The sequence below is a fragment of the Nonomuraea sp. NPDC003707 genome (assembly GCF_053587055.1).
Window position 1 is genome coordinate 320,758 of record NZ_JBSFNK010000008.1, and the last position, 12,473, is coordinate 333,230.

The following is a 12,473-nucleotide window of genomic DNA, read 5'->3' on the forward strand; positions in this document are numbered from 1 at the left end:
CTCAGGATGGCGGCGTTCTCCTCCGGGGGAACAGTGCCGCGGGGACGAGGGCGAGCACTGCCAGGGCCAGCGCCCAGCCGAACGTGACGCCGAACGCGGACTCGGGGCCGGCGTGGGCGCCGGCGAGCTGATTCTCCAGCACGATCAGGAAGATCGCGGTGCCCAGTGATCCGCCGATCCGGTTGAGGACGTTCAAGGCGCTTGCGGCGCGCGGCGTTTCCCGCTCATCGACAGACGCGTAGGCGGCTCCCATCGTCGGGCCCATCACGCTTCCGAGACCGAGCCCCTGGACCACCAGCGACACGCTCAGTGACCACGCCGCCGGCCCCGCGCCCGCCTGGGTGAACACGGCCGTTCCCGCGGCCATGAGCAGGAGGCCGGTGAGTACGACGGCGCGCGCGCCGTAACGGTGGGCGAGCCGTCCCGCGGCGAACGCGCCGACGGCGGCGCCGAGCGCCTGCGGGATGAGGAGCAGGCCGGTACGGAACGCGTCCGTGTGATGGACCTGCTGGTAGAAGAGCGGCAGCAGGACCATGGAACTGTAGAGCGCGGCGCCGAGCAGGAACGAGGTCGCGGTCGCCGCCGCGAAGCCACGGCGGGCGAACAGCCGCACGTCGATCATCGCCGCGTCGCCGGCCCGCAGCGCGTGGATGACGTAACCGCCGACCAGCAGCAGCCCGGCGCCGAGGACGGCGCCGAGGACAGTGGTGGCGACGGACGATCCTGGTCCGCCGCGTTCGCCCGCCAGGGACAAGCCGTAGATCAGAGCCGTCGCCCCCGGGCACAGCAGGAGCAGGCCGAGAACGTCGAGCGGACGGCCGGCGTCCCGTTCGGCGCCGTCGGCGGGCAGCAGGCGCGCGGCGAGCGGGAGGACGGTCAGGCAGATGGGCAGGTTGACGTAGAAGATCCAACGCCAGTCCAGGCTCTGCACGACCAGCCCGCCGAGGACCGGCCCGAGAACCGGCGCGAACATCGCCGGAATCGACAGCAGCCCGAGGACCCGGCCGGCTTGGGACGGCCCGGCCGCCCGGGCCACGATCGCCTGGGAGATGGGGTTCATCAGACCGCCGCCCAGCGCCTGGAGCAGCCGGAAGCCGATGAGCGCGGGCAGCGACCAGGCGAGGCCGCACAGGGCCGAGCCCGCCGTGAACAGCGCCACGGCGATGATCCACATGCGCTTGGCGCCGTAGCGCTCGCTCAGCCAGCCCGACAACGGCATCACCATCGCGATCGCCAGCAGGTATCCGGTCGCCACCCACTGGACGTCGGCCAGCGAGGTGCGGAAGTGGGCGGCCATCGCCTGCGTCGCGACCCCGACGGCCGTCGCGTCCACGGTGGCCAGGATGGGGGCGGCGATCAGGACGAGCCCCATGCGCGTCAACCGGGGATCGAGCCTTTCGCGCGCCGACGTGAGCGTGTCCGCGGCCATGGTCACCCTCTCACGGTCGTTGGTTAGGTCGAACTCAAATTTAGGTTGGACACTTTATTAGGTCAAACCTAATTTTGGGCTCGACCTTGTGACCGCGGATAGCATGAGACCGTGAGTGTGCGAGCGGAGGGGTTGCGGGAGGCCAAGAAGCGCCGGACGCGTCAGATGATCTCCGACGTCGCCACCCGGCTGTTCAAGGAGCGCGGCTTCGACAAGGTGACGATCGCCGACATCGCGAGCGCCGCGGGCGTGGCCAAGATGACGGTCACCAACTACTTCCCCCTCAAGGAGGACCTCGTCCTCGACATGGGCGAGGAACACGTCACCACGCTCACCCGGGCGGTCGGACAGCGCGAGCCGGGCGAGTCCGCCCTGGCCGCCCTGCGCCGCGACTATCTCGAACGGGTACGCCGACACGACCCGCTCATCCCCGACGACGACATCGCCTGGCAGCGCCTGGTGCGCGACACCCCGGCGCTCCGCGCCCGCCTCCGGCAGATCCACGAGCAGGCCGAGCACGCTCTGGCGGCCGTGCTGGGCGACGAGACCGGCGATGCGGGAATCACGACGAAACTCGCCGCCGCTCAGCTCGCCGCCGTGGACCGGCTGCTGTTCTTCGAGGGGCAGCGACTGGTCCTCGAAGGCAGGACCTCCGACGAGATCTTCGCGATACTCGCCGACACCGCCGACCGCGCATTCGGCCTGCTGGAACCCGCCTTGGGCGGCTACGCCCGCCGTTGACGGCGCTGAAGCGCCGCGACGTTATGCGCGCGCGTATCTGGCGGCCATGGCGTGGAAGATTTCCTTGGGCGTCCACCGGGTCTCGTCGAGCATTTTCACCACGCCGTAAGAGCTGAGGTCCTGCTCGCCCTGCAGAGTGAATGCCGCGAACGTGAACCAGAGCGCCGTGTCGATGCCCTCGTCGCGGAAGAGGTCGAGCAATTCGGTGAAGTAACGCACCTGCTCGCCCTCGTCTCGCACGGCCGCGTTCGGCGGCTGCCACGCCATCGCGCCGAGCTCGCTCGCGCCGGTGTAGGCGCAGGTCCCGAATTCGGTGACGACGACCGGCTTGCCGTGCGCGAAATGTCGGCGCAGGTCCTCACGGAATCGACCGGCGTTGTACGCCGCCCGGTAGCCCCCGACACCGACCAGGTCGAACGGGGACCAGTCGACGAGCTCCCATTGCCCGGACGCGTAGGTGACGCGGCCCCCGAATCGTTTCCGCACGGCCTCGGCCACCTCGCCCAGCCGGCCGTTGAGCCGCTGCATGATCGGACCGAGAGACGACCAGAATTCCGGCCCGCCCCGCATGGCTTCGAATCGATCGAGGAAGGTGTCACCGGGCAGGTAACCGCCGCAGTACGCGCTCATCTCGCACCCGGCCACGAAGATCACCTCGGCGCCGTTCCCGCGCAGCGCCTCGGCCCGCTCCGCACACTCGATCAGACAGTCCATGGTCTCCTCGGGGGTGAGGTCAACCGGGAACGGCGAGAACCACACCTCCAGACCGGCCGCGGCCGCTGCCTCGGCGGCCACGCTCAGCCGCTCAGGATCCCTGCCTGAGACGCGGACCACGGAGCAATGTAAGTCATCGGCTATCGTGCGCATGTCGCGCCTGACGGCCTCCACGTCGAACGTCTTACGCGACAGCTGCTCTCCAGGCAGGAATCCGGTGTCGTAGTTGATGCCGTGTTTCATGGATGACCTCTCTGCATACGCGCATTCGCTGGGGTGGCTGCTACCGAGGTCCGCAGATCCCCAGCGCCTTGCCGATGAGATCGGCGTTTTCGACGGTGTCGAGCAGCGCCATCGCATAGTCGGCGCGGGACAACTGCATCGCGCCACCGGTCGCGTTGGCCTCGAAGTCGACGTGCACCCGCCCGGATGGCGGCTTGTCATTGAGCATGGTGGCGCGTGCGATGCTCCAGTGCAGGCCGCTGACCTGCAGCATGCCCTCGGCCCGCGCGAGGTCCACGTACGCCTCGCGGAAGAACAGCCAGGCCAGGGCGACCGCGAGACGCGGACGGGTGGCGGGCACCGAGCGGCTGCTGGTCATCACCAGCCGCGACACGCCGCGCTCCCGCATGGCCGTGATGAGGTTGCTCGCGATGCGACTCCCGCCGACGGCGGCGACTACCGCGTCCTGGCCCTGTACGGCCGTGCGCACGGTGTCGAGGTCGTGGGCGTCGCCGTGGTGTACGCCGGTCAGCCCCGGAAGGTCGGGCAACGAGTCCGGACGGCGGGCGAAGGCCGTGATCTCGTGCCCGCGCTCGACGCCCTGCGCCAGGACGTGCTTGCCGGTGCGACCGGCCGCGCCGATCACTAAGAGCTTCATCTTATTGCTCCTTTCTATATTGCAGTTTGCACTATAGCAGAGAGCCGTAGAGGCGGTCGGCTCGATGGGGATCGGCAGGGCGCGGGTGCTCAGAGTGCGGTTCTGAAGCGGTCGCGATAGTCGGAAGGCGCGATGCCGACCAGCCGCTGGAACGTGCGGCGGAGGGTTTCGGCGGTGCCGAAGCCGCAGCGCCGGGCGACGGCATCGCGTTCGTCGCGGGCGCCTACCGCAGGGTCCATGGCGACATCGGCCAGGCGTGAGCCGATCCCCGCCGGCGGGGACGAGCGAGCAGCGGGACTCGGGCGACAACTTCCTCGCCCTCGAGCCCGGCGTCGTGGTGGGGTACCACAAGAGCCAGTACACCAATCGAGGGGTTCGAGCGCCGATTGGCGGGCGGGGTGGGATGGGGGAGAATTGAGGTCGTTCACTGATCGGGAAGAGCCCTCGGGTGCGTCATGAGCCTGGATCCGACCCGCGCGTCCGCCGGAGCCCCGCTGCGTGCCGCGATCGGGGCCGCGCGGTGGATCAGGACGGCGGCCGCGGGCGACGCGCGGGCGCGGCACTGGGTGGGCAACCCCGACCCGCGGGGCCGCTCCGCGCTGACGCCTGAGCCCGCCTCCCTGTACGGCGGCGCGGCCGGCATCGTGCTGTTCTTCCTGGAGCTGGCCGCCGCGACCGGGCGGGAGGAGTACCTGGAGGACGCCCGGGCGGGCGTGCGCTACCTGGTCGAAGCCGGGCCCGGGGTCGGAGACGTGACGTTCCACCACGGGCTGGGCGGGATCGCGGTCGCCTTGTGCGAGGCCGGGTGGGTGCTGGGCGACGGTGTGGCCGAGGAGGCGGCCGTGGTGGCGCTGGACCGGGTGGCGCGGGCGGCGCGGCCGATGGACGGCGGTCCCGGCTGGTCGGGGGATCCGGCGCAGCGGGGCGACGGCGGTGTCGTGCTGGCGCTGCTGCACGGCGCCTCGATGCTGGGGGTGCCGTCGTACGCGGAGCTCGCGGCCGAGGCGGGGCTGCGGGCGGCGCGGCTGGCGGTGCCGGGGCACCGCTTCGGCGACTGCGAGGGCCTGCCGGCGGACGCGGTCACGCCGGGCTTCCTGGCCGGTACGGCGGGGACGGCGTTCCTGCTGGCCCGCCTGTACGGGGTGAGCGGGGATGCCCGGTTCCTGGAGGCGGCGCGCAGGGGCGCGGATTTCGTGCGCTCGGTCAGCGTGCTGAGCGGCCGGCGCGCGCTGGTGCCGCACCATCTGCCGCAGGGGCGAGGGCTGCACTACCTGGGGTTCTGCTCGGGCTCCGCCGGAGTGGCGCGGATGTTCGTGGAGCTGTACCGGGCCGGGGGTGACCCGGCCGACCTGGAGTGGGCCGAGCGGCTGGCCACGGGGATCGTGACGAGCGGCGTGCCGGGACGGCGGGTGCCCGGGCTGTGGGACACGGCCTGCCAGTGCTGCGGGCTGGCGGGGCTGGTGGAGCTGTTCATCGGGTTGTGGGCGGTGACGGGGCGGGAGGCGTACCTGGGCTTCGCCCGGACGCTGGGCGAGCACCTGGCGGGCAGGGCGAGCGGCGACGGCGGGGGTCTGCGGTGGTACCAGGCCTTCGAGCGGGTACGTCCCGGCGTGGTGAGCGCGGACACCGGGTACATGGCGGGCGCGGCGGGCATCGGCACGGCGCTGCTGCACCTGGAGGCGGTGGGGCGGGGACGGCGGGTGATCCTGCTGCCGGACAACCCGTTCCCGGCGATCCCCGCACCTTCCGGCATGCTGCCCGAATAACGCCCTGAATGACGCAACGAGGAGATTGCGCGCACGCGCGTGCGGCGTTAAGCTCGATTGCCCAATTCAGGCAAAGGCTTCACAATCCTCCGGTTAGGAGTATACCAGCGAATGGCTAATCGTCAAGATGGTCTTGCGGAAGCCCTTGACAGCGAACAGCGTACTGTGTCGTGGCTGTACGGCCGGCTCGACGTCGCCAGAGGGCGGGCGCAGGCGGCGCTGCGAGACGTGTACGCCAGGGCCGGCGGCACCCGCCAGGCGATGGTCGAACGCGAGGCGATGGCCTCGGAGCAGGCCAGGAGGCTGGCCCAGCTGAACGCGGTCGAGCGGGGCCTGTGCTTCGGCCGCATCGACGACGGCACGGGGCAGAGCACGTACGTCGGCAGGATCGGGCTGCGCGACGAGGAGCACGAGTCGGTCCTCATCGACTGGCGGGCCCCTGCCGCGCGGCCGTTCTACGTGGCCACGGCCACCGACCCGGGCGGGCTGGTGCGCCGCAGGCACCTGCACCTGAAGGACCGCACGGTGGTCGGCATCGACGACGAGGTGTTCGACCTGGAGGGGATGAGCGACGGCGACCGGCGCGCGCTCGTCGGCGAGGCGGCGCTGCTGGCGGCGCTGCGCCGGGGCAGGACGGGCCGGATGGGCGACGTGGTGGCCACCATCCAGACCGAGCAGGACCGGGTGATCCGCGCCTCGCTGCAGGGAGCGCTGGTGGTGCAGGGCGGCCCGGGCACCGGCAAGACCGTGGCGGCGCTGCACCGGGCGGCGTACCTGCTCTACACCCACCGCGACACCCTTGAGCGGCGCGGCGTGCTGGTGGTGGGCCCCAACTCGATGTTCCTGCGCTACATCAGCCAGGTGCTGCCGGCGCTGGGGGAGACGCAGGTGGTGATGACCACGGTCGGGGAGATGTTCCCGGGGGTGCGGGCGAGCGCGGCCGACGGGCCGGCGACGGCGGTGGTCAAGGGCGACGCGCGGATGGCCGACGTGGTCGCCCGCGCGCTGGAGCTGCGCCAGCGCGCGCCCGAGGGCGATCTGGTGGTCGAGCTGGACGGGCTCAACCTGCGGGTGCCGCACGCGACGTGCGTGCGGCTGCGCGACCGGGCGCGGGCGGTGCGGCTGCCGCACAACATGGCGCGCAAGCTGTACGTCACCGAGCTGCTCAAGGAGCTGGCCAAGGCCGAGGCGCGGGCGCTGGAGGAGTCGCTGCACATCGAGGAACTGGTCATCGAGGACGAACCGGAGCTCGCGCAGCCGCTCGACCTGGAAGGCGACCTGGACGAGCTGGATCTGGAGCTGGCCTCGCGGCGGCTGTGGGGCGAGCCGGGGATCCGGCGGGCGGTGGACGACCTGTGGCCGGAGCTGACCCCTCGGCGGCTGATCTCGGAGGCGCTGGCCTCGCCGGAGACGCTGTGGTCGGTGGCGCCGTCGGGGCTGGACTGGCAGGAGCTGGTCCGCCCGGTGGACGCGCCGTGGACGGCCGGGGACGTGCCGCTGCTGGACGAGGCGGCCGAGCTGCTGGGCGAGGACGACTCGGAGCGCCGGGTGGCGACCAGGCGGGCGTCCGAGGAGCAGGCGTCGGAGGAGCTGTACGCGCTGGAGGTGCTGCAGAGCACGGGGGTGCTGGAGGAGGGCATCTTCGACCGGGCCGACGTACTGGCGGAGCGGCACGCGGACGACGGGCTCGGGCTGACGACGGCCGACCGGGCGGCGGCGGACCGGACGTGGGCGTACGGCCACGTGATCGTGGACGAGGCGCAGGAGCTGTCGGCGATGGCCTGGCGGATGATCATGCGGCGGGTGCCGGCGAAGTCGCTGACGGTCGTGGGCGACCTGGCCCAGACGGGGTCGGCGGCCGGGGCGCGGTCGTGGGGGGAGGTGCTGGACCCCTACCTCGAGGGGCGCTGGCGCGAGGAGCGGCTGCTGGTCAACTACCGCACGCCGGTGGAGATCATGACGGTGGCGGCGGACGTGCTGCGGGCCTTCGCGCCCGAGCAGGAGCCGCCCGAGTCGGTGCGCGAGGGCGGCTCACGGCCGCTCGCGGTGCGCCTGCCGGTGGCCGGGCTGCCGGGGCTGGTGGACGGGGAGCTGGCCTCGATCGGCGAGGGCCGGGTGGGCGTGGTGACCTCGGACGCGCGGCACGCGGAGGTGGCCGGCCTGTTCCCGGAGGGTGACCTGGACGCGCCGGTGGTGGTGCTGACGGTGGGGCAGGCCAAGGGGCTGGAGTTCGACGCGGTCGTGGTGGTGGATCCGGCGGGGATCATGGGTCAGTCGCCGATGGGAGGTCAGGACCTGTACGTGGCGGTGACGCGGGCCACCCGGCGGCTGACCGTCGTGTACGAGGGGGAGCTGCCGGAGGTCCTGTCCGGGCTGGCTTTCGAATCTACAACGTAAAGGCGCCGGCCTGAGGTACAGGTCATTCGTTGTACAGCTTGTCGGCCACCGCGCGGATGGTGCGCGTGATGTGGTCGAGTGAGCGCAGGGTCTCGGTGTCGAGGTGGTCCAGGATGCGGCGATAGTGTTCGAACCCGGAGTCCTGGATCTCCTCGATCAGGGCGGTGCCGGCGGGGGAGAGCTCGGCGCGGCGGACGCGGCGGTCGTGGGGGTCCTCGTGACGGGTGACGAGGCCGTGGGCGACGAGCCGGTCGACGAGGCCGGTGACGGTGCCGAGACTGACGCCGAGGTGGTGCGCGAGCTCCTGGCCGGAGGCGGAGCCGTTGAAGGCCAGGAGCATGATGACGTGGAGTTGTCGCATGGTCAGGTTGGAGGTGAACAGCGGGGACTGATGTTGGGCGAACAGTCGCCCCATGCCACGCTGTGTTTCGCTGATTCGACGGATCAGGTCTTCGCGTTCGTCGCTCACACTCACCTCTCGCTTCCTGAGAAGGTTATCAGGAAAGCTCGATCTGTCTAAATATTCGTTCGAGGCGAAGTGTTAGTCTGGGGCGAACTCTTGGAGGGGACGCCTATGACCGCATTCGCCCGTTTGAGCCTGGTCAATCGCAGCCTTGTGATATTGCTCGCGCTCGTGCTCAGCGCGTTCGGCGTGTTCACGATTCCGCAGTTGAAGCAGCAGTTGCTGCCGTCTTTGAGCTTCCCTGGCGCGTTCGTGGTCGCGGCGTATCCGGGTGCCTCGCCCGAGATCGTCGAGGACCAGGTGACGAAGCCGATCGAGGACTCGTTCCAGGGCCTGGACGGCATGGAGCAGATGACCTCGACGTCGAAGGAGGGCCTGGCGCAGATCCAGGTGGCCTTCGAGTACGGCACGGACGTCGAGTCCTCGCTGAACAAGATGCAGCAGGCCATCACCCGCGTCTCCCTCCCGGACGGGGTGGATCCGCAGGTCGTGGCGGGCAACACCGACGACATCCCGGTGGTGGTGCTCGCGGTGGGCGATGGCGGCGACGAGCGGGCGATGGCCGACAAGCTGCGCCGGATCATGGTGCCGGAGCTGCAGAGCGTGGAGGGCGTACGGGAGGCGTCGGTCACGGGCACCCGTGACGAGGTCGTCACGATCGAGCCGGACACCAAGAAGATGACGAAGGCCGGAGTGTCGGCCTCGCAGATCCCCGATGTGCTGAAGGCGAACGGCACGCCGATCCCGGCGGGCACCCTGACCGCTGACGGCAAGTCCCTCACGGTGCAGGTGGGTGCGCGGGTCGACTCGGTGGCCAAGCTGAAGGACCTGTACCTGACCCCGGCCCAGCCGGCGGCCACCCAGCAGCAGCCGAGCCAGGCCCAGGCCCGCCCGCAGACCGGGCAGCCCGGCCGTCCGGGCCAGTCCCCGGCGGCCCTCGCGCAGCAGCAGGCGCCCAAGCCCAAGCCGCTCAAGCCGGTCAAGTTGGGCGACGTCGCCGAGATCAAGCAGGGGCTGGCGGACGCGGCGACGATCACCCGTACGGACGGCAAGACGAGCCTGGGCGTGTCGGTGACGATGGTGCCCGACGGCAACGCGGTGTCGATCTCGCACGACATCCGGGAGAAGCTGCCCGAGCTGACCAGGTCGCTGGGCGACAGCTCGGACACGGCGGTGTCGGTGGTGTTCGACCAGGCGCCGTACGTGGAGGAGTCGATCCGGAGCCTGACCACCGAGGGCCTGCTGGGCCTGGCGTTCGCGGTGCTGGTCATCCTGGTGTTCCTGCTGTCGGTGCGTTCGACGCTGGTGACGGCGGTGTCGATCCCGCTGTCGGTGGTGATCGCGCTGATCGTGTTGTGGGCGGGCGACTATTCGCTGAACATGCTGACCCTGGGCGCGCTGACGATCGCGGTGGGCCGGGTGGTCGACGACTCGATCGTGGTGCTGGAGAACATCAAGCGACATCTCGCGTACGGCGAGGCCAAGCTGCAGGCGATCCTGACGGCGGTGCGCGAGGTGTCAGGCGCGGTGACGGCCTCGACGCTGACGACGGTGGCGGTGTTCGCGCCGATCGCGATCGTGGGCGGCATGGTGGGCGAGCTGTTCAGCCCGTTCGCGATCACGGTGGCGGTGGCGCTGCTGGCCTCGCTGGTGGTGTCGCTGACGGTGGTGCCGGTGCTGGCGTACTGGTTCCTGAAGGCGCCGGACCTGACGCCGGAGCAGGCGCGCAAGCAGCGCGAGGAGGCCGAGGCCAAGGAGCTGCGCTCGCCGCTGCAGCGGGCCTACCTGCCGGTGCTGCGGTTCGCGACCCGGTTCAAGCTGGTGACGATCCTCATCGGCGTGGCGGTGTTCATCGGCACGATGGGCCTGGCCGGCGGGCTGCAGACGAACTTCCTGGACTCCTCGGGCCAGAACACGATCTCCCTGTCGCAGAAGATGCCGGTCGGCACCGACCTGGCGACCACGGACAAGGCCGCCCAGCAGGTCGAGGGCGTGCTGAAGGACCTGGACGGCGTGGAGACGTACCAGGTGAACGTCGGTGGCGGCAACGCCATGCAGGGCGGCGCGGTCGGCGGTGGCGCGGACCGGGCGTCGTACTCCGTGACGGTCAAGGAGGGCGCCGACCCCGACAAGGTGCAGCAGGCGCTGCGCGAGCGGATCGACGGCCTGTCGGGCGTCGGCGAGGTCACGGTGGGCGGCGCCGGCGGCGGCGGGTTCTCCTCCGACACGATCGACGTGATCGTGCAGGCGCCCGACGCCGAGACGCTGCGCACGGCGACCGACACGGTCAAGACCGCGATGGGCGAGGTGTCGGGCCTCACCGAGGTGTCCTCCAACATGGAGACCAGCGCGCCGCGGGTCGAGGTTGCGGTGGACCGGCAGGAGGCCGCGGAGCGGGGCCTGTCGGAGGCACAGGTGGGGCAGGCGGTGGCGCAGGCCTTCCGCGGCGCTCCGCTGGGCCAGATCACCCTGGACGGCCGCTCCAGCGACCTGGTGCTGCGCGGCGCGGACGCGCCGGACGACATCAAGGCGATCAAGGACCTGAAGCTGCCGACGGCGGCGGGCATGATCAAGCTGTCGACGGTCGCGGACGTCAAGGAGGTGGCCGGGCCGACGCAGGTGACGCGGATCGACGGCGAGCGTTCGGCCACGGTGTCGGCCAAGGCGGCCGACGCCGGCAACCTCGGCGCCGTGACGCAGACGCTGACGACCAAGCTGAACGGCCTGTCGCTGTCCGCGGGCGCCACCTATGAGATCGGCGGCGCGTCGGCCCAGCAGTCGGACGCGTTCTCCGACCTGGGGCTGGCGATGCTGGCGGCGATCGCGATCGTCTTCCTGATCATGGTGGCGACGTTCCGCAGCTTCGTCCAGCCGCTGATCCTGCTGGTATCGATCCCGTTCGCGGCCACGGGCGCGATCGGGCTGCTGGTCGCCACCGACACCGCCCTGGGCGTGCCGGCGCTGATCGGCATGCTGATGCTGATCGGCATCGTGGTGACCAACGCCATCGTGCTCATCGACCTGATCAACCAGTATCGCGAGCAGGGCATGGGCGTGGTGGAAGCGGTCATCGAGGGCGGGCGGCGCAGGCTGCGGCCGATCCTGATGACGGCGGTGGCCACGATCTGCGCGCTGACGCCGATGGCGCTGGGGGTGACCGGCTCCGGCGGGTTCATCTCGCAGCCGCTGGCGATCGTGGTGATCGGTGGTCTGATCAGCTCGACGCTGCTGACCCTGGTGCTGGTCCCGACGCTGTACACGATGGTGGAGCGGGCGAAGGAGCGGATGCGGCGCAAGCCGGCCGAGCCCAAGCACGAGGCGAAGGTCCTCACCCCGACCTCCTGACAGAGGCGGCGCTCTTTGCCCGGTGGGGTCACCGCACCCCGCCGGGCAAACGGCCGTCGGGGCGGAGGTTCGTGACCGCCCATCTGTCGAAGCTTTGGCCGGCTCTCGTCGGCTTCCTCGCTCAAGGGTGCGGGCGGTGGCCGGGCCTGTCGTTACGGGCATCTTCAGTCTGAATGCACTGTCGCGGACTGCTCGCGGAATTGGCGCAGCGGCAGGCCATAGGCGTTGCGGAAGGCCTGGCTGAAATGCGCTGCGTTGGTTAATCCCCATCGGGCTGCGATCGCGTTGATCGGGTGGGTGGCCGGCTGGGGGTCGGCGAGATCGCGCCGGCATTGTTCCGGGCGGCGTTCACGGATCCAGCCGGCGACGGAGCCGCCGCAGGTCCCGGGAGGGCAAGTCGCGTCGATCCCCGCCAGGTGGCGAATGCGGGGGAGGGGAGGGCGGATATGGGGGTGCCGACCGGATCATGACCGGAGCTCTACCGCTGAGCTTTGCGCGCCAAAAGGCGCGCAGCGGGGACTTGAACCCTGCGACCGCCGGTGCCGGAGATAACCGAACGACTTCGACCCGCCCTCCCCTGATCGTCAGCTTTCCGGAGGCACGGATATGGGGCTCCGGCCGGGTGCCCAACCGATCTGGGCGCCGGCCGCACGAGAGAGCGGCCGGAAGGAGTCGAACCTCAGGTAACCGACCAGATTCGACCCGTGCCACCGGCAAAGCTGACGAGGGGACCGGTGA

General features: G+C 70.7%; 11 protein-coding genes. 5 read left to right on the forward strand and 6 right to left on the reverse strand.

What is annotated here, in order from left to right; translation table 11 throughout:
* Position 1: 1 nt before the first annotated feature.
* Positions 2–1,429, reverse strand: a complete 1,428-nt coding sequence (locus tag ACWDRB_RS23325) for an MDR family MFS transporter (RefSeq protein ID WP_449896963.1) — start codon at positions 1,427–1,429, stop codon at positions 2–4.
* Positions 1,430–1,540: 111 nt separating this feature from the next.
* On the opposite strand from ACWDRB_RS23325, the gene ACWDRB_RS23330 reads away from it, so the two are divergent.
* Positions 1,541–2,170, forward strand: a complete 630-nt coding sequence (locus tag ACWDRB_RS23330) for a TetR/AcrR family transcriptional regulator (RefSeq protein ID WP_449896752.1) — start codon at positions 1,541–1,543, stop codon at positions 2,168–2,170.
* Between the two features lie 21 nt (positions 2,171–2,191).
* Here ACWDRB_RS23330 and ACWDRB_RS23335 read toward each other — a convergent pair whose 3' ends face one another.
* From ACWDRB_RS23335 to ACWDRB_RS23345, 3 genes are all read right to left on the reverse strand, one after another.
* A complete protein-coding gene (locus tag ACWDRB_RS23335; protein ID WP_449896754.1) occupies positions 2,192–3,127 on the reverse strand; it encodes a hypothetical protein in 936 nt (311 codons plus the stop codon).
* 40 nt (positions 3,128–3,167) lie between these two features.
* Positions 3,168–3,764, reverse strand: coding sequence for an NAD(P)-dependent oxidoreductase (locus tag ACWDRB_RS23340; protein ID WP_449896756.1), 597 nt, complete (start codon positions 3,762–3,764; stop codon positions 3,168–3,170).
* An 89-nt stretch (positions 3,765–3,853) separates the two neighbouring features.
* Entirely contained in the window at positions 3,854–4,003 is a 150-nt protein-coding gene (locus ACWDRB_RS23345; protein WP_449896758.1) for a hypothetical protein, read from the reverse strand.
* Positions 4,004–4,020: 17 nt separating this feature from the next.
* Between ACWDRB_RS23345 and ACWDRB_RS23350 the strand changes: the two genes are divergently transcribed.
* From ACWDRB_RS23350 to ACWDRB_RS23360, 3 genes are all read left to right on the forward strand, one after another.
* Positions 4,021–4,182 carry an arginine deiminase family protein gene (locus tag ACWDRB_RS23350; RefSeq protein WP_449896760.1) on the forward strand — a complete coding sequence of 54 codons (162 nt, stop codon included), beginning with the start codon at positions 4,021–4,023 and terminating at the stop codon, positions 4,180–4,182.
* Positions 4,183–4,219: 37 nt separating this feature from the next.
* Positions 4,220–5,530, forward strand: a complete 1,311-nt coding sequence (locus ACWDRB_RS23355) for a lanthionine synthetase LanC family protein (RefSeq protein ID WP_449896762.1) — start codon at positions 4,220–4,222, stop codon at positions 5,528–5,530.
* A gap of 165 nt (positions 5,531–5,695) precedes the next feature.
* Positions 5,696–7,927, forward strand: a complete 2,232-nt coding sequence (locus ACWDRB_RS23360) for a HelD family protein (protein WP_449896764.1) — start codon at positions 5,696–5,698, stop codon at positions 7,925–7,927.
* A 22-nt stretch (positions 7,928–7,949) separates the two neighbouring features.
* On the opposite strand, the gene ACWDRB_RS23365 is transcribed toward ACWDRB_RS23360, so the two are convergent.
* The gene (locus ACWDRB_RS23365; protein ID WP_350734363.1) at positions 7,950–8,342 is read right to left on the reverse strand and encodes a MarR family winged helix-turn-helix transcriptional regulator; all 393 of its coding nucleotides are present in this window, start codon (positions 8,340–8,342) and stop codon (positions 7,950–7,952) included.
* Between the two features lie 159 nt (positions 8,343–8,501).
* Here ACWDRB_RS23365 and ACWDRB_RS23370 point away from each other — a divergent pair, with 159 nt between their 5' ends.
* Positions 8,502–11,735, forward strand: a complete 3,234-nt coding sequence (locus ACWDRB_RS23370; protein WP_449896766.1) for an efflux RND transporter permease subunit — start codon at positions 8,502–8,504, stop codon at positions 11,733–11,735.
* A gap of 164 nt (positions 11,736–11,899) precedes the next feature.
* Here the strand turns inward: ACWDRB_RS23370 and ACWDRB_RS23375 are convergent, their stop codons facing one another.
* Positions 11,900–12,181 (reverse strand): helix-turn-helix domain-containing protein, encoded by a 282-nt coding sequence (locus ACWDRB_RS23375; protein WP_449896965.1) that lies wholly within the window; start codon positions 12,179–12,181, stop codon positions 11,900–11,902.
* Between the last annotated feature and the right edge of the window lie 292 nt (positions 12,182–12,473).

Coding starts and splice junctions, on each gene's coding strand:
- ACWDRB_RS23325 (WP_449896963.1), bottom strand. CDS start 1,429: ATGGCCGCGGACACGCTCACGTCGGCGCGCGAAAGGCTCGATCCCCGG.
- ACWDRB_RS23335 (WP_449896754.1), bottom strand. CDS start 3,127: ATGAAACACGGCATCAACTACGACACCGGATTCCTGCCTGGAGAGCAG.
- ACWDRB_RS23340 (WP_449896756.1), bottom strand. CDS start 3,764: ATGAAGCTCTTAGTGATCGGCGCGGCCGGTCGCACCGGCAAGCACGTC.
- ACWDRB_RS23345 (WP_449896758.1), bottom strand. CDS start 4,003: ATGGACCCTGCGGTAGGCGCCCGCGACGAACGCGATGCCGTCGCCCGG.
- ACWDRB_RS23355 (WP_449896762.1), top strand. CDS start 4,220: ATGAGCCTGGATCCGACCCGCGCGTCCGCCGGAGCCCCGCTGCGTGCC.
- ACWDRB_RS23365 (WP_350734363.1), bottom strand. CDS start 8,342: ATGGGGCGACTGTTCGCCCAACATCAGTCCCCGCTGTTCACCTCCAAC.
- ACWDRB_RS23370 (WP_449896766.1), top strand. CDS start 8,502: ATGACCGCATTCGCCCGTTTGAGCCTGGTCAATCGCAGCCTTGTGATA.